The organism is Kitasatospora griseola (assembly GCF_014648555.1).
Classification (GTDB): Bacteria; Actinomycetota; Actinomycetes; order Streptomycetales; family Streptomycetaceae; genus Kitasatospora; species Kitasatospora griseola.
Window position 1 is genome coordinate 207,789 of record NZ_BMRI01000001.1, and the last position, 15,460, is coordinate 223,248.

Genomic DNA, 15,460 nt, shown 5'->3' on the forward strand with positions numbered 1-15,460 from the left:
GCAGCCTAGCAAGCCGGACCCCGGCCCGGCAGGCCTTCGCCGCCGAACCGGGGTCCCGTACGCGCTACAGCACCTGAAGGATCTTCTTCAGCTCGAACGGGGTGACCTCGGAGCGGTACTCCTCCCACTCCTGCCGCTTGTTGCGGAGGAAGAAGTCGAAGACGTGCTCGCCCAGCGTCTCGGCGACGAGTTCGCTGCGCTGCATGAGATCGATGGCTTCGCCGAGGTTCTGCGGCATGGGCTGGATGCCGAGGGCGCGGCGTTCGGCGTCGGTCAGGGCCCAGACGTCGTCGTCGGCGCCGGGCGGGAGTTCCAGGTTGTCCTCGATGCCCTTGAGGCCGGCGGCGAGGGTGACGGCGTAGGCGAGGTAGGGGTTGCAGCCGGTGTCGAGGGAGCGGACCTCGATCCGGGTGGAGCCCTGCTTGCCGGGCTTGTACATGGGGACCCGGATGAGGGCGGAGCGGTTGTTGTGGCCCCAGCAGATGTAGGAGGGGGCCTCGCCGCCGGCGCCGGCGGTGCGCTGGGAGCCGCCCCAGATGCGCTTGTAGGAGTTGACCCACTGGTTGGTGACGGCGGCGGTCTCGGCGGCGTACTTGAGCAGGCCGGCGATGAAGGAGCGGCCGACCTTGGAGAGCTGGTACTCGGCGCCGGACTCGTGGAACGCGTTGCGGTCGCCCTCGAACAGCGAGACGTGGGTGTGCATGCCGGAGCCGGGGAAGTTGGAGAACGGCTTGGGCATGAAGCTGGCGTGGGCGCCCTGTTCGAGCGCGACCTCCTTCATGACCAGCCGGAAGGTCATGATGTTGTCGGCGGTGGAGAGCGCGTCGGCGTAGCGCAGGTCGATCTCCTGCTGGCCGGGGGCGCCCTCGTGGTGGCTGAACTCGACCGAGATGCCCATGGATTCGAGCATGGTGATGGCCTGGCGGCGGAAGTCGTGGCCGATGCCGCGCGGGGTGTGGTCGAAGTAGCCGGACTGGTCGGCGGGGGTGGGCGGGGTGCCGTCGCCGGGGAGGTCCTTGAGCAGGAAGAACTCGATCTCGGGGTGGGTGTAGAAGGTGAATCCCTGCTCGGAGGCCTTCTCCAGGGTGCGCTTGAGGACGTAGCGCGGGTCGGCGTAGGACGGCGAGCCGTCGGGCATCAGGATGTCGCAGAACATCCGGGCGGTGCCGGGGTTCTCGGAGCGCCACGGCAGTATCTGGAACGTGGTGGGGTCCGGCTTGGCGATCATGTCGGACTCGTACACCCGGGCGAAGCCCTCGATCGCGGAGCCGTCGAAGCCGATGCCCTCCTCGAAGGCCTGCTCCAGTTCCGCGGGGGCGACCGCCACCGACTTCAGGAAACCGAGGACATCGGTGAACCACAGCCGGACGAACCGGATGTCACGCTCTTCGAGCGTGCGAAGCACGAACTCCTGCTGCTTGCCCATGGGGACAGTCTCACCTCTGCTCTTTACGCCCGTGTTACGCCCTGCGCGTCCCACGCGTCGTGCGCGCCGTGTCGTGCGCGCCGCGCCGGACCCGCTGCACGCCGGATCCGCACCGCGCCCGAACGCGCCGTCCCCATCATGGCGGATCCCCGCCCGCTTGCCGACCGCGGCGGCCCCGGAGGCACCCACGTCCGAGGGCCACCCCGAGCGACATAACGTCAGTTAGACGATTACACTCGTGGTCATGCCGAATCTGCGTCTCGCCCTGTGCCAGATCGACCCCTGGGTCGGTGACCTCGCCCGCAACAGCGAGGAGGTGCTGCGCTGGTCGAAGCGGGCCGCCGAGTCCGGCGCGGACCTGATCGCGTTCCCCGAGATGGTGCTGACCGGCTACCCGGTCGAGGACCTGGCGTTCCGCAACTCGTTCGTGGAGGGCTCGCGCGCCGCCCTGGTGGACCTGGCCGCCAAGCTGAAGGCCGAGGGCCTGGGCGAGGTCCCGGTGGTGGTCGGCTACCTGGGCCGGGGCGAGCCCGGCAGCACGTACGCGGGGAAGCCGCAGAACTGCGCGGCGGTGCTGCGCGGCGGCGAGGTGGTCACCCGGTTCGCCAAGCACTTCCTGCCGAACTACGGCGTGTTCGACGAGTACCGCTACTTCGTGCCGGGCGACCAGCTGACGGTCCTTCGGCTGCACGGCGTGGACATCGCGCTGGCGATCTGCGAGGACATCTGGCAGGAGGGCGGCCGGGTCGCCGCGACCGGCCAGGCCGGCGCGGGGCTGCTGCTGTCGATCAACGGCTCGCCGTACGAGCGCGACAAGGACGACGTCCGGCTGGCGCTGGTCAAGCGCCGGGCCGCCGAGGCCGGCTGCCCGCTGGTGTACCTGAACATGGTCGGCGCGCAGGACGAGCTGGTCTTCGACGGCGAGTCGCTGGTGGTCCGCGAGGACGGCGAACTGCTGGCCCGCGGGCCGCAGTTCGAGGAGGCGCTGCTGGTCATGGACCTCGACCTGCCGACCGCGACCGAGCCGGGCCTGCCGGACGGCACCGTGCTCGCCGACGGCCTGCGGCTGACCCGGGTCGACCTCGGCGGCGCGCCGAAGCCCGCCCCGGCCGAGCCCGTGCGGCCCCGGATCGGCGAGCGCCTCGACGACGAGGCCGAGGTGTACGCGGCGCTGGTCGAGGGCACCCGGGCGTACGTCCGCAAGAACGGCTTCCGTTCGGTGCTGATCGGCCTGTCCGGCGGCATCGACTCGGCGCTGGTCGCGGCGATCTCGGTGGACGCGATCGGCGCGGAGAACGTGTACGGCGTCTCGATGCCCTCGCGCTACTCCTCGCAGCACTCCCGGGACGACGCCGCCGAGCTGGCCCGCCGCACCGGCCTGCACTTCCGCACCGTGCCGATCGCCCCGATGTTCGACGCCTACCTGGGCGCCACCGAGCTGACCGGCCTGGCCGAGGAGAACCTGCAGTCCCGGCTGCGCGGCACCCTGCTGATGGCGATCTCCAACCAGGAGGGTCAGATCGTCCTCGCTCCTGGCAACAAGAGCGAACTCGCGGTCGGCTACTCGACGCTGTACGGCGACTCGGTCGGCGCGTACGGTCCGATCAAGGACGTCTACAAGTCGCTGATCTTCCGGCTGGCCCGCTGGCGCAACGCGCAGGCCGAGGCGCGCGGCGAGGTGCCGCCGATCCCGGAGAACACCATCAGCAAGCCGCCGTCCGCGGAGCTGCGGCCCGACCAGGTGGACAGCGACTCGCTGCCGGACTACGACCTGCTGGACGCCGTCCTCGACCGGTACGTCGAGGGCGACCAGGGCCGGGACGCGATCGTCGCCGAGGGCTTCCCCGCCGAGGTGGTGGACCGGGTGGTGCGCCTGGTCGACACCGCCGAGTACAAGCGCCGGCAGTACCCGCCGGGCCCGAAGGTCTCGCCGAAGAACTTCGGCCGCGACCGCCGACTGCCGATCACCAACCGCTGGCGGCAGGGCTGACAAGGCGGACGGCAGGGGCTAGGGTGAGCGCCGCGAGACGCGCCCGATCATGGACGGCGCACCGGCCGAAGGAGGTGGGAGAGATCACCGTGCAGGTTGTCGAGGTGCTCCCCCGCCGTCGGGCCGCGGTCTGACCGCACGGGAGCCCGCAAGGCTCTTCGAAGAGGTCTTCGTGTCGTTCCCCCTTCCCTCTGCCGAACTTTCCCCCGCCTGCCTGGCCGACCGGCTGCGGGCGGCCGGCTGCGTCTTCGCCGAGGACGAGGCCCGGCTGCTGCTGTCCGCCGCCGACCACCCCGCCCGGCTCGCCGAGATGCTCGAACTGCGGTGCGCAGGGCACCCGTTGGAGCAGGTGGTGGGCTTCGCCGAGTTCGCCGGGCTGCGCATCGCCCTGGCCCCGGGCGTGTTCGTGCCGCGCCGGCGCAGCGAGTTCCTGGTCGAGCGGGCCGCCGCGCTGGGCACGCCCGGCACGGTGGTGCTGGACCTGTGCTGCGGCTCCGGCGCGATCGGCGCGGCGCTGGCCGACCGGCTCGGCGAGGTCGAGCTGCACGCCGCCGACGTCGACCCGGCGGCCGCCGCCTGCGCCCGCCGCAACCTGGCCCCGTACGGCGGCGCGGTGCACCTGGGCGACCTGGACGCCCCGCTCCCGCGGGCGCTGCGCGGCCGGGTCGGGCTGCTGGTGGCCAACGCCCCGTACGTGCCGACCGGCGAGATCCCGCTGCTGCCGCCGGAGGCCCGCGACCACGAGCCGCCGGTCGCCCTGGACGGCGGCGCCGACGGCCTGGCCGTACAGCGCCGGGTGGCGGCCGCCGCACCGCGCTGGCTGGCGCCCGGCGGCCACCTGCTGATCGAGACCAGCGAACGGCAGGCCCCGGCGACGACCGCGCTGATGGCCGATCAGGGCCTGACCGTCCGGGTCGAGCAGGACGAGGACCGGGACGCCACCGTGGTGATCGGCGGGTTCTGAGGCCTGCCCCAGCTAGTAGCGGTAGCCGGCGACCACCGCGAGGTGGTCGCTGGCGTCCGCCGGCAGGGTGCGGGAGTCGGTGGGGACCAGCCCGCCCTTGCTGAGGATCTGGTCGATCCGGGCCATCGGGAAGGACGCCGGCCAGGAGAAGCCGAAGCCGTCGCCGGCCGCGCCCTGGGCGGAGCGCAGCTGCGAGGTGATCGGGGCCAGGCTGCGGTCGTTCACGGTGCCGTTGAGGTCGCCGAGCAGCAGCACCTTGCGCAGCGGTTCGTGCGCGACGGCGTCCCCGAGGGCCTGCACGCTGACGTCCCGGCGGCCGGCGGTGAAGCCGCTGTCGAACTTGACCCGCACCGAGGGCAGGTGGGCGACGTACACGGCGAGCGGGCCCTTGGGGGTGGTGACCTCGGCGCGGAAGGCCCGGGTCCAGCCCATCTTGATGTCGACCACCTCGACGCCGTCGATCGGGTAGCTGGACCACAGGCCGACGGTGCCCTCGACCGCGTGGTACGGGTACGCCTTGGCCAGCCCGGCGACGTACACGGGGACGGCGGATCCGGAGAGTTCCTGCAGGGCGACGATCTGCGCGCCGGAGCCGGTGAGCATCCGGATGGTGCCCTGCGGGTCGTCGTTGGCGGCGGCGACGTTGTGGCTGAGCACGGTGAAGTCGCCGGGGCCGCTGCTCTTGTCGACCAGCAGCGCGCCGAACAGGTTCAGCCACACCGCGGCGGGCAGCAGCGCGGCCAGCACGGCGACGCCGGAGCGCCGCCACAGGGCGAGCGCCAGCAGCACCGGCACGGTCAGGCCCAGCCAGGGCAGGAAGGTCTCCAGCAGGCTGCCCAGGTTGCCGACCGCGTTCGGCACCTGCGCGTGCGCCACCAGCAGCACCGTCACCAGCACGCCGAGCAGGGTGAGCGGCCGGCCGCGCCGCCAGTCGAACCAGCGGCGCAACCGGCCGCGCCGGGTCTGCTCCTGCTCGTCCGCCGCTACCGCCGGGCCCTCCGCCCGCACCATGCCCGCTCCTCGCCGCCGTGTCCGTCGTGTCCGCCGACTCCCCGTCGACCCCGTCCGACCTGCTCCGATCCGATTCTCGGCTCAGCCTATGACGGGAGGGACGCGACAAAGTGTGCGAAGAGTTCCCGCCGAAAGCCGGCGGGGCTCAGCGGGCGGCGAGGCCGTCGAGTGCGGCGTCGATCATCTGCCGGGGCAGGTCGGGGTCCTCCAGCGGCGCGTCGTCCCACAGGACGGTGCGCAGCAGGATCGGCCCGATCAGCATCTCGCAGAGCAGTTCGACGTCCAGGTCGGAGCGGAGTTCGCCCGCCTCGACACCGCGGCGGACGATCTGCCGGATCAGCTCGCGGCGCGGACGGACCACCCGTTCGTGGTACGTCTGCTTGAGTTCGGGCCAGCTGTTCATCTGCCCGAGCGCGGACTTGACGATCCACCGGGAGCGCTTGATCAGGCCGCGCCGGCGCATGTAGTCGACGGCGCTGATCAGGTCGTCCCGGTAGGTCGGGCCGGCCAGCGGCGGCATCGGCTCCTCCAGCCGGTCGACCACGTCGACCAGCAGGGCCTCCTTGTTGGGCCAGCGCCGGTAGATGGTGGCCTTGCCGACGCCCGCCTCGGCGGCGATCCGCTCGATGGACAGCTCGGCCAGGCCGACGCCGTCCTCCATCAGCTTCTCGACGGCGCCGAAGATCGCGTGCTCGGCGGCCTCGCTGCGCGGACGGCCCCGCCGCGGAGCGTCCTGCTCCGTGGCGGGGCCGTGGCACGGCTTGAGCGGAGTGTCGGCGCTTGTCATGGCCTTATTCTCCACCCTTGCGATCAGACCTTGGCGGGACTCGCGTCGGAGTCCGTCCGACCCTGCGCGCCGGGCTTCCCGGCGGGGGCGGCGGAGGCAGCGGGGAGCTTGCCGGGCAGCAGCGCCATCGCGAGCACCGCGCCGAGCACGGTGACGCCGGCCGAGACCGCGGAGACCACGTGCATGGCGTGGATGAACGCGTCCTTGGCAGGGTCGACCAGGGCCTGCAGGTGCAGCCGCTCGGCCGCCCCGAGGGTGGACTCGATCGACTCGCCGGCCCGGGAGCGGAACTGCTCCGGCACCGCGCCGAGGTGGTCCTCCATGCCGTTGCGGTACACGGTGGACAGCAGCGCGCCCAGCACCGCGATGCCCAGCGAGCCGCCGACCTGGCGGAAGGTGTTGTTCAGCGCGGAACCCGCGCCGGCCTTCTCGCGCGGCAGCGCGCCCATGATCGCGACGGTGACCGGCGGCATCACGTGCGCCATGCCGGTGCCCATCACGAAGCCGAGCACGACCAGCAGCCAGATCGGGCTGGTCGCGGTCAGGAACACGTAGCCGAGGAAGCCGACGGTGACCAGCAGCATGCCGCCGGCGCAGGTCAGCCGGATGCCGATCCGGTCCACCACCAGGCGGGCCCGGGGCGCGAAGATCAGCTGGGCGACGGCCAGCGGCAGCATCAGCTCACCGGCCTGCAGGGCGCTGTAGCCGCGCACGCTCTGGGTGTAGAACACGCCGAAGAACGAGACGCCCATCAGCGCGAAGAACACGATGCCGACCACGCTGATCGACGCGGAGAACACCTTGTTCCGGAACCAGGTGACGTCCAGCGCGGGGTGGCTGGTGCGCTTCTCGAACAGCACGAAGGCGGCCAGCGCGAGCAGGCCGACCAGGGTCGGCACCCACGCCTCGGGGGCGGTGAAGTCGGCGAGTTCGCCGCCCTTGATGATGCCGTAGATCAGCGCGACCAGGCCGATCACGGACAGCAGCACGCCGACCGGGTCGAGCTTGCCCGGGTTGGGGTCCTTGGAGTCCGGGACCAGCCAGCCCATCAGGCCGAGCGCGAGGATCACGATGGGGACGTTCACCAGGAACACCGAGCCCCACCAGAAGTGCTCGATCAGCAGGCCGCCGGTGATCGGGCCGATGGCGATCGCCAGGCCCACCGCGCCGGCCCAGATGCCGATCGCCTTGGGCTGCTCGTGCCGCTCGAAGACGTTCATGATGATGGCCAGCGTCGCCGGCATCACGAACGCGCCGCCGAGGCCCATCACCGCGCGGTAGCCGATGAGTTCGCCTGGGCTGGCGGCGAACGCCGACAGCAGCGAGCCGAGTCCGAAGACCACCATGCCGGACAGCAGGGTCCACTTGCGGCCGAACCGGTCGCCCAGCAGGCCGGCGGTGAACAGCAGCCCGGCGAACACCAGGGTGTACGAGTTGATCGCCCATTCCAGGTCGCTCTGGCTCGCGCCGAGGCCCACCGGGGCGGGGGTGGCGATGGTCTTCATCGCCACGTTGAGGATCGAGTTGTCGAGTACGACGACGAGCAGGGCGAGCACCAGGGTGCCCAGGATCCACCAGCGTCGGCGGTGTACGGCTTCCGGCACCCGAGGGGCCTGGAGCGGCGCGGTCGGCGAGGTCATACGAACACACTAGCCGTCGTTTCGATACGAGACGGTTCCGTATCGTAACGGTCGGGACACCGAACGGCAAAGACCTTCCCAAGAACCCCCTGGCGGTCGAGAACCCCCGACGGACTTCCGCCTCTTTGCTGACGGCCCGTGGCGTGCAAGCATGGAGCCAGATCCGGGGACGCCGCACGGCGCCACGAGACGACACACACCAGGAGTCTGTTCGATGAACGCCTCTCCGCTTCAGCCTGCCCAGACGCAGGACGCGCCCGTTAACACCCTCTACGGCGGGGTCACCAGCCGACGGGTGACCGTCCGGGACCTCGCCAAGGCCAAGCGCAACGGCGAGCGGTGGGCGATGCTCACCGCCTACGACGCCCTCACCGCCGGCGTCTTCGACGAAGCCGGCATCCCCGTCCTGCTCGTCGGCGACTCCGCCGGCAACTGCCACCTCGGCTACGAGACCACCGTGCCGGTGACCATGGACCAGATGGTGATGCTCTCCGCCGCCGTCGTCCGCGGCACCCAGCGCGCCCTCGTCGTCGCCGACCTCCCCTTCGGCTCCTACCAGGAGTCCCCCGCCCAGGCCATGCACAACGCCGCCCGCCTGATGAAGGAGGCCGGCGTCCACGCCGTCAAGCTCGAAGGCGGCGAGCGCAGCGCCCGCACCATCGAACTCCTCGTCGAGGCCGGCATTCCCGTGATGGCCCACATCGGCCTCACCCCCCAGTCCGTCCACGCCTACGGCGGCTACCCCGTCCAGGGCCGCGGCGACGAGGCCGCCCACCAGCTGCTCCGCGACGCGAAGGCCGTCCAGCAGGCCGGCGCGTTCGCCGTCGTCCTGGAAGCCGTCCCGGCCGAACTCGCCGCCGAGGTCACCACCCACTCCGCGATCCCCACCGTCGGCATCGGCGGCGGCCCGGGCACCGATGCCCAGGTCCTGGTCTGGACCGACTTCGCCGGCATGACGGCCGGCCGCGTCCCCAAGTTCGTCAAGCAGTATGCCAACCTGCGCGCGACGCTGGCGCAGGCCGCGAGCGAATTCGCGGCGGACGTGCGCGAAGGCGCCTTCCCGGGCCCGGAGCACAGCTTCCAGTAAGGGCGAAGAGGGCGCGAACACAGGGGCGCTGGGGGTACCCCCGGCGCCCCTGGTTTGCCACCTGCCCGCGCCCCCGGTCTTCCACTGTCATCGCACCCTCCTGGCCTGACAGTCGGATGAAGGTCGTCTGACAGGCGCCCCCGGCACGGTGTTCCCATGACGCGAATCGAACGGAACGCCGTGGAGGTCCACGGCATCGTGAAGCACTACGGGGAGACGAAGGCCCTCGACGGGGTCGATCTGACGGTGCGCGAGGGGACGGTGCTCGGGCTGCTCGGGCCGAACGGGGCCGGGAAGACGACGCTGGTGCGGGTGCTGTCGACGCTGATCAAGCCGGACGCGGGCACGGCGTTCGTCGGCGGGTACGACGTGCTGCACCAGCCCAAGCAGTTGCGGCGGACCATCGGTCTGACCGGCCAGTACGCGTCGGTGGACGAGCTGCTGTCCGGCTACGAGAACCTCTACCTGATCGGACGCCTGCTGGACCTGTCCGGGAAGGAGGCCAAGGCCCGCGCCGCCGAGCTGCTGGAGCGGTTCTCGCTCACCGAGGCGGCCCGGCGTCCGGCCAAGGGCTACTCGGGCGGCATGCGGCGGCGGCTGGACCTCGCGGCGTCGATGATCGGCCGCCCGAAGGTGCTGTACCTGGACGAGCCCACCACGGGGCTGGACCCGCGGACCCGCAACGAGGTGTGGGACGAGGTGCAGCGGATGGTCGGCGAGGGCTCCACGGTGCTGCTGACCACGCAGTACATGGAGGAGGCGGAGCAGCTCGCCGACGCGCTGACCGTGATCGACAAGGGCCGGGTGATCGCCAACGGCGGCATTCAGGAGCTGAAGGCCCAGGTCGGCGGCAAGAGTCTGCAGGTGCGTCCGCTGCGTCCGGCGGAGCTGCCGGAGATGGCCCGGTGCCTGCGCGAGTCCGGCGTCCCGGCGACGTTCTCGGACGAGTCCGGCCTGCTCTCGGTGCATCTCACCGACGAGGAGCAACTGACGACCGTCATAGGGGCGTTGGGCACCCGCGGGTTCGGGATCGCGGGCATCGACACCAAGCTGCCCAGCCTGGACGAGGTCTTCCTGACCATCACCGGCAAGCCGTCCGTCCCCGCCCCGGCCCGTGACAAGGAGCCCGTCGCATGAGCACCGCCACTCTGAGCCCCGCACCCGCGTCCGCTCCCAGCCGGGCGAGCGGCGACGACACCCGGATCGGCCTGCGGGCGAACCTGCGCCATCTGGGTGCGCTGACCCGCCGGAACCTGATGCGGATCAAGGCCGACCCGGAGTCCATGCTGGACGCCCTGCTGGTGCCGGTCATCATGATCCTGCTGTTCGTCTACGTGTTCGGCGGCGCGATGGCCACCAACCAGCACGAGTACATGCAGTACATGGTGCCCGGCCTGCTCGGCACCACCGGCCTGAACCTGGCGATGGCGCTGGGCACCGGCCTGAACACCGACTTCCAGACCGGCGTGATGGACCGCTTCCGCACCCTGCCGATCGGGCGCTCCGCGGTGCTGCTGTCGAAGATGATCGCGGAGACGCTGCGGGCGCTGGTCGCCTTCGCGGTGCTGATCGGCTTCGCGCTGCTCCTCGGCCTGGAGGTCAAGGGCGGCCCGCTGAACCTGCTGGCCGCGGTCGGTCTCTCGCTGGTGTTCGGCGCCTCGCTGATGTGGGTGTCGATGCTGCTGGGCATGGCGCTGCGCAGCGCCCAGGCGGTGCAGGGCATGGCGATGATCGTGATGATGCCGCTGCAGTTCGGCAGCTCGATCTTCGCCAACCCCTCCACCATGCCGGGCTGGCTGCAGGCGTTCACGAAGCACAACCCGCTGTCGGCGCTGGCGGACGCCTGCCGCGCGCTGATCAACGGCGGTGCGGTCGGCAACTCGGTGGTGACGGTGCTGATCTGGTCGGCGGCGATCACGGTGGTGACCGCGCCGCTGGCGGTGGCCCGCTTCCGCAAGCGCACCTGATCCCGGGCGGCGGGCGCTCCGGACCGGCCCTCCGGCGGGGCGTTCAGAACTCCCCGGGATCGTTCAGCAGGGCGGACGCCTCGTGCAGGGTGAGGCGTGCGCCCTGCTGCCGCATCGTCAGGAACTCGTCCTCGCCCAGCAGTTCACGCAGGATGCGCTCGCAGCGGGCGCGCTCGGCGCGCTCCATGAAGGAGCCGGACGCGCCGCTGAGGCCGTCGTGCGCGCCGAGCAGTTCCGCGCCGCGCCGGGCGGCGGCCAACTGGCCTTCCTGTTGGGCGAGTTCGGCGAGGACGGCGGCCAGCGGGACCATCAGCATCATGCCCATGTGTTCGACGAAGACGGTGGCCCGGCCCTCCGCCTCGGCCATCGCGCGGCGACCCTCGCGGGTCAGCGCGAGGCCGGCCCGCGGGTCGCCGGCGCGGGCCGTCACCCAGCCGCGGATGGCGGTGACGATGCCGGCGAACACCCAGGGGAGCGGGCCGCGGGACGGCATCTCTGCGGACAGCCGGTCGAGCACGGCGAGCGCCTCGGCGTACTCGCCGCGCTGCACGCACAGGTTGCACAGCACCAGTCGGCCGTACAGCCGCGCGCCCTCGGCGTCCCGGCCGTCCTCGGCAGCCTCGGCGACGGCGTCGCGGACCATCCGCTCGCCCTCCTCCGGGTCGTACTCGGCGACCACCTCGCCGAGCCGGGCGCGCAGCACCGGCACCTCCTGGCGGGCGCCGAGCCGGGTGGCCAGGTCGATGGCCTCCCGGAAGGCCCGTTCGGCGAGGGCGCTGTCGCCGGACTTGGTGGCGTTCTCGGCCTTCGCGGCCAGCGCGTCGGAGCTTCCCCACAGGTCCCCCTGCGCGGTGTACAGGGCGAGCGCCTCCTCGCTGTCGGCGATCGCCTGGGCCAGGCCCCCGGCCAGGTCGTTGAGCAGCCGGGCGCGCAGTTGCAGGGCGTAGGCGAGGTCTCCGGGGCCGCCGTGGCGGCGGGCGCCGGCCACCGCGTCGTCCAGCACCTCGCGGGTGCGGTCCATCTCGCCGGTGAGGAAGACCGCGAACACCCGGCTGAGCACCGGCGCCCGGTAGGACTGCGGCAGGTTGGAGGTGTAGACGTCCAGCACCCGGCGGGCGGTGTGCATCGCGGCGGAGTCGTGCAGCATCCCGAAGTCGTCGGAGAACATGCTGATCAGCCGGTGCAGGCCCAGGTGGCGGCGGCCCTCCTGGAGCAGCTCGGGCGGCAGCGGCGGCGGCTGGTCGAGCGGGCCGGTGGCGAGCGGGACGGGCGCCGGGGCGTCGTCGCCGTACGGGTCGGGGGCGAATGCCGAGACCGCCCGGAACCAGCCGCCGGCCTCGGCGCGGTAGTCGCGCAGCGCCCAGTAGGGGGCCATCGACAGCACCAGCACCAGCGCCTCCTGTTCCTGGCCGGCGTCGACGGCGCGACGCAGCGCGGCCCGGATGTTCTCCTGTTCGCGGTCGAGCCGGGCGAGTTCGTCGAGCTGTCCGGCGCCGCGCAGGAGCAGTCCGGCGCTCCGGGCGACCTCCCGGTAGTGCCGGGTGTGGCGGTCGGCGACCTCGGGTTCGGCGGCCTCGGCGAGCCGTTCCGCCGCGTACTCGTGGATGGTCTCCAGCATCCAGTAGCGCGGTTGCTCGCCCAGTCCGGCCACCAGCAGGGACTTGTCGACCAGCGACAGCAGCAGGTCGGCGACCTCCGCCCGGGGCACCCGCTCGTCCGCGACGACGGCCTCGGCGGACTCCAGGGTGCAGCCGCCGGCGAACACCGAGAGCCGCCGCAGCACGGCGTGTTCGCGGGGGCCGAGCAGGTCCCAGGACCAGTCGACGACGGCGCGCAGGGTCTGCTGGCGGGGCAGCAGGGTGCGGGAGCCGGCGGTGAGCAGCGCGAACCGGGAGTCCAGCCGGTCGGCGAGTTGACGCGGCGTCAGTCCGCGCAGTCGGGCGGCGGCGAGTTCGATGGCCAGCGGCAGGCCGTCCAGGCGGCGGCAGAGTTCGGCGCAGGCCTCCGGGTCCTGGTCGGTGCGGAAGCCCGGCCGGGCGGCGGCGCCGCGTTCGGCGAGCAGGCGCAGCGCGGACGGGGCGGGCAGCGGTTCGACCGGCAGCACGGTCTCGCCGGGGACGCCGAGCGGTTCGCGGCTGGTGGCGAGGACGGTGACGCCGGGGCAGTCGGCGAGCAGCCGGTCGGCGAGGTCGGCGGCGGCCTGGACGACGTGCTCGCAGTTGTCGAGCAGCAGCAGGACGCGGCGGCGGCCGAGGTGGTCGACCAGCCGGGAGACCGGGTCCTTGCGGCCGCCCTCTATCGCCTCGACGACGGCGCCGCCGGTGTGCAGCACGGTCTCGCGCAGGCCGAGGGCGATGGCGACGGCGTCGGGGACGGCGGCCGGGTCGTCCAGCGGGGCGAGTTCGATCTGCCAGACGCCGCCGGGCCAGTGCGCGGCGTCCTGTTCGCGGCGGCCGGCCTCGACGGACAGCCGGGTCTTGCCGGAGCCGCCGGGGCCGGTCAGGGTGGTCAGCCGCCCGGCCGTCAACGCGCCTGCCACGGTGGCGAGTTCGCCTTCGCGCCCGACGAAGCTGGTGCGGCCGGGGCGCAGGTTGCCGGCGGCGGGGGCCGCTGCGGCGGCGCGCGGGGGTTCGGCCGCAGTGGTGAGCAACTCGCGGTGCAGGGCGCGCAGTTCGGGGCCGGGGTCGGTACCGAGCTGTTCGGCGAGGGCGCGGCGGATCTCCTCGTAGCGGACGAGTGCCTCGGCGGTGCGGCCGGCCGCGCGCAGGGCGCGCAGCCGGAGTGCCTGGAGCTGTTCGTCGAGCGGGTGGTCGCGGCAGAGTTCGGCGAGCTCGGCGGTGACCTCGGCGGCCCGGCCGAGGGCGAGTTGCGCGGTCAGCCGGTGCCGGCGGGCCTCCTCGCGCTGCGCCTCCAGACGGGCGGCGGGGGCGGTGCGGTCGGGCAGGTCGGCGAGCGCGGGGCCGCGCCACAGCGCGAGGGCGGCGACGAGCCGGTCGGCGGCGCCGGCCGGATCGCCGTCGGCGAGGGCGCGGGCGCCGTCGCCGGCCAGCCGCTGGAACTCGGCGACGTCGGTGTGCGGGCCGGTCAGCCAGTAGCCGGCCGGTCCGGAGCCGATCTCGGCCCGGCCGACGGTGCGGCGCAGCCGGCCGACCAGGGTCTGCAGTGCGGCGGCGGTGTCCTGCGGCGACTCGTCCGCCCACACCTCCTCGGCGAGCAGCTCGGCCGGGACGGGCCGGCCCTGGCGCAGCACGAGCGCGGCCAGCAGGGCGCGCAGCCGGGCGCCGCCGAGCGCGATCGGGGTGCCGTCGTCGTGGTGGGCGGTGGTGGTGCCGAGGATGCCGTAATGCACCCGCCCATTCTGCGCGACGCGCGGAACCCCGGGCGCACATCCGTGCGGAACGCCCGGCTGCCGCCGTCCGTTCATCGTGGGCCGCTTGTCCGGCGCGCCCGGCGCCCGGCATGATCGGACGTCCATCCGCCCCCAGCTCCGGAGCCTTCTCGCCATGACCTACGCCAGCACCGGCCAGCGCAGCGCGGAGAGCCGGGTCAGCCCGATCTTCCTGGCGCTGGCCGGCACCTTCGTCGCCGCCGGCCTCGCGCTGGCCACCGGCTGGGGCAACGACCGGTTCGGCATCTTCCTGTTCGTGGTGGCGGGCTGGATGGTGTCGCTCTGCCTGCACGAGTACGCCCACGCGCGCACCGCGCTGGCCGGCGGCGACATCACGGTCGGCATGAAGGGCTACCTGACGCTGAACCCGCTGAAGTACGGGCACGTGGTGATGAGCTTCGTGCTGCCGGTGGTGTTCGTGCTGATGGGCGGCATCGGCCTGCCCGGCGGCGCGGTCTACATCGAGCGGGACCGGATCTCCGGCCGCCTCAAGCACAGCCTGATCTCGGCGGCCGGCCCGCTGGTGAACGCGGCGTTCGGCGTCCTGCTGCTGGTGGCGGTCAGCCAGGGCTGGTTCGACAACCCGGACGTGCCGGCCCACTACGACGGGCAGGAGCTGGGATTCTCCCCGCTGCCGGCCGCCCTCGGCTTCCTCGCCTACCTGCAGGTCACCGCGGCGGTCCTGAACCTGCTGCCGGTGCCCGGCCTGGACGGCTACGGCATCATCGAGCCCTGGCTGTCGCTCAAAACCCGCCGCGCGATCGCCCCGTACGCGCCCTACGGCATGCTGCTGCTGTTCGCGCTGGTGTGGCAGAGCCAGGTCGGCCAGTGGCTGTACGACTTCACCATGGGGATCTTCGACCTGTTCGGCGCGGACTCGCACTACGCGACGGTCGGCCGGCTGCTGTTCAGCTTCTGGAAGACCTACTGAGCCGGCCGGGCCCGGGCCGGACCTACTGCGCCTGGGCCTGCTCGGCCCGGGCGGCGCGGTCCCGGCGCAGGTAGTACCAGGCGATGTTGCTGGACACGCCGGCCATCAGCACCCACACCACGCCGAGCCAGTTGCCCTGGATGAACGAGACCACCGCGGCGATCACCGCCAGGACCAGGACGATCGTGGCGTACAGGGCGTTGCGGGGCATGGCGGGACTCCTCGGGCGGGCGCGGTGTGGCCCCGCCATTCTCGCCGACCGAACACGC

12 protein-coding genes are annotated in these 15,460 nt (G+C 72.6%); 6 read left to right on the forward strand and 6 right to left on the reverse strand.

Annotation, left to right across the window (positions count from 1 at the left end):
• Window positions 1-64: 64 nt before the first annotated feature.
• Window positions 65-1,426 (reverse strand): gamma-glutamylpolyamine synthetase GlnA2, encoded by a 1,362-nt coding sequence (gene glnA2, locus IEZ12_RS00915; protein WP_043913642.1) that lies wholly within the window; start codon window positions 1,424-1,426, stop codon window positions 65-67.
• A 244-nt stretch (window positions 1,427-1,670) separates the two neighbouring features.
• Here glnA2 and IEZ12_RS00920 point away from each other — a divergent pair, with 244 nt between their 5' ends.
• Window positions 1,671-3,416 (forward strand): NAD+ synthase, encoded by a 1,746-nt coding sequence (locus IEZ12_RS00920; protein ID WP_189270304.1) that lies wholly within the window; start codon window positions 1,671-1,673, stop codon window positions 3,414-3,416.
• Window positions 3,417-3,588: 172 nt separating this feature from the next.
• Window positions 3,589-4,380: a putative protein N(5)-glutamine methyltransferase gene (locus IEZ12_RS00925; protein WP_229847124.1), complete on the forward strand. Its 792-nt coding sequence runs from the start codon at window positions 3,589-3,591 to the stop codon at window positions 4,378-4,380.
• Window positions 4,381-4,392: 12 nt separating this feature from the next.
• On the opposite strand, the gene IEZ12_RS00930 is transcribed toward IEZ12_RS00925, so the two are convergent.
• The 3 genes from IEZ12_RS00930 to IEZ12_RS00940 form a co-directional block, all read right to left on the reverse strand.
• The gene (locus IEZ12_RS00930) at window positions 4,393-5,391 is read right to left on the reverse strand and encodes an endonuclease/exonuclease/phosphatase family protein (protein ID WP_043913648.1); all 999 of its coding nucleotides are present in this window, start codon (window positions 5,389-5,391) and stop codon (window positions 4,393-4,395) included.
• A gap of 145 nt (window positions 5,392-5,536) precedes the next feature.
• The gene (locus tag IEZ12_RS00935) at window positions 5,537-6,178 is read right to left on the reverse strand and encodes a TetR/AcrR family transcriptional regulator (RefSeq protein WP_043913650.1); all 642 of its coding nucleotides are present in this window, start codon (window positions 6,176-6,178) and stop codon (window positions 5,537-5,539) included.
• 23 nt (window positions 6,179-6,201) lie between these two features.
• The gene (locus IEZ12_RS00940; RefSeq protein ID WP_189270306.1) at window positions 6,202-7,818 is read right to left on the reverse strand and encodes an MFS transporter; all 1,617 of its coding nucleotides are present in this window, start codon (window positions 7,816-7,818) and stop codon (window positions 6,202-6,204) included.
• A 214-nt stretch (window positions 7,819-8,032) separates the two neighbouring features.
• Between IEZ12_RS00940 and panB the strand changes: the two genes are divergently transcribed.
• The 3 genes from panB (at window position 8,033) to IEZ12_RS00955 (ending at window position 10,872) form a co-directional block, all read left to right on the forward strand.
• Window positions 8,033-8,905 (forward strand): 3-methyl-2-oxobutanoate hydroxymethyltransferase, encoded by an 873-nt coding sequence (gene panB, locus IEZ12_RS00945; protein ID WP_189270307.1) that lies wholly within the window; start codon window positions 8,033-8,035, stop codon window positions 8,903-8,905.
• Window positions 8,906-9,061: 156 nt separating this feature from the next.
• On the forward strand, window positions 9,062-10,042 hold the full coding sequence (locus tag IEZ12_RS00950; protein ID WP_189270308.1) for an ATP-binding cassette domain-containing protein: 981 nt from the start codon (window positions 9,062-9,064) through the stop codon (window positions 10,040-10,042).
• Complete coding sequence (locus tag IEZ12_RS00955) at window positions 10,039-10,872, forward strand: ABC transporter permease (protein WP_189270309.1); 834 nt, start codon at window positions 10,039-10,041, stop codon at window positions 10,870-10,872. Before IEZ12_RS00950 ends, IEZ12_RS00955 begins: the two co-directional genes overlap by 4 nt.
• Before the next feature lie 43 nt (window positions 10,873-10,915).
• Here the strand turns inward: IEZ12_RS00955 and IEZ12_RS00960 are convergent, their stop codons facing one another.
• Complete coding sequence (locus tag IEZ12_RS00960; protein WP_189270310.1) at window positions 10,916-14,221, reverse strand: ATP-binding protein; 3,306 nt, start codon at window positions 14,219-14,221, stop codon at window positions 10,916-10,918.
• A gap of 154 nt (window positions 14,222-14,375) precedes the next feature.
• On the opposite strand from IEZ12_RS00960, the gene IEZ12_RS00965 reads away from it, so the two are divergent.
• A complete protein-coding gene (locus IEZ12_RS00965; protein ID WP_189270311.1) occupies window positions 14,376-15,191 on the forward strand; it encodes a site-2 protease family protein in 816 nt (271 codons plus the stop codon).
• A gap of 22 nt (window positions 15,192-15,213) precedes the next feature.
• On the opposite strand, the gene IEZ12_RS00970 is transcribed toward IEZ12_RS00965, so the two are convergent.
• The gene (locus IEZ12_RS00970; RefSeq protein ID WP_100585870.1) at window positions 15,214-15,402 is read right to left on the reverse strand and encodes a hypothetical protein; all 189 of its coding nucleotides are present in this window, start codon (window positions 15,400-15,402) and stop codon (window positions 15,214-15,216) included.
• Window positions 15,403-15,460 lie beyond the last annotated feature (58 nt).

What these genes read in the sequence shown, in the direction of transcription:
- IEZ12_RS00950 (WP_189270308.1), top strand. Translation starts at nt 9,062, where the DNA reads ATGACGCGAATCGAACGGAACGCCGTGGAGGTCCACGGCATCGTGAAG.
- IEZ12_RS00930 (WP_043913648.1), bottom strand. Translation starts at nt 5,391, where the DNA reads ATGGTGCGGGCGGAGGGCCCGGCGGTAGCGGCGGACGAGCAGGAGCAG.
- IEZ12_RS00970 (WP_100585870.1), bottom strand. Translation starts at nt 15,402, where the DNA reads ATGCCCCGCAACGCCCTGTACGCCACGATCGTCCTGGTCCTGGCGGTG.
- glnA2 (WP_043913642.1), bottom strand. Translation starts at nt 1,426, where the DNA reads ATGGGCAAGCAGCAGGAGTTCGTGCTTCGCACGCTCGAAGAGCGTGAC.
- IEZ12_RS00965 (WP_189270311.1), top strand. Translation starts at nt 14,376, where the DNA reads ATGACCTACGCCAGCACCGGCCAGCGCAGCGCGGAGAGCCGGGTCAGC.
- IEZ12_RS00955 (WP_189270309.1), top strand. Translation starts at nt 10,039, where the DNA reads ATGAGCACCGCCACTCTGAGCCCCGCACCCGCGTCCGCTCCCAGCCGG.
- IEZ12_RS00940 (WP_189270306.1), bottom strand. Translation starts at nt 7,818, where the DNA reads ATGACCTCGCCGACCGCGCCGCTCCAGGCCCCTCGGGTGCCGGAAGCC.
- IEZ12_RS00920 (WP_189270304.1), top strand. Translation starts at nt 1,671, where the DNA reads ATGCCGAATCTGCGTCTCGCCCTGTGCCAGATCGACCCCTGGGTCGGT.
- IEZ12_RS00935 (WP_043913650.1), bottom strand. Translation starts at nt 6,178, where the DNA reads ATGACAAGCGCCGACACTCCGCTCAAGCCGTGCCACGGCCCCGCCACG.
- panB (WP_189270307.1), top strand. Translation starts at nt 8,033, where the DNA reads ATGAACGCCTCTCCGCTTCAGCCTGCCCAGACGCAGGACGCGCCCGTT.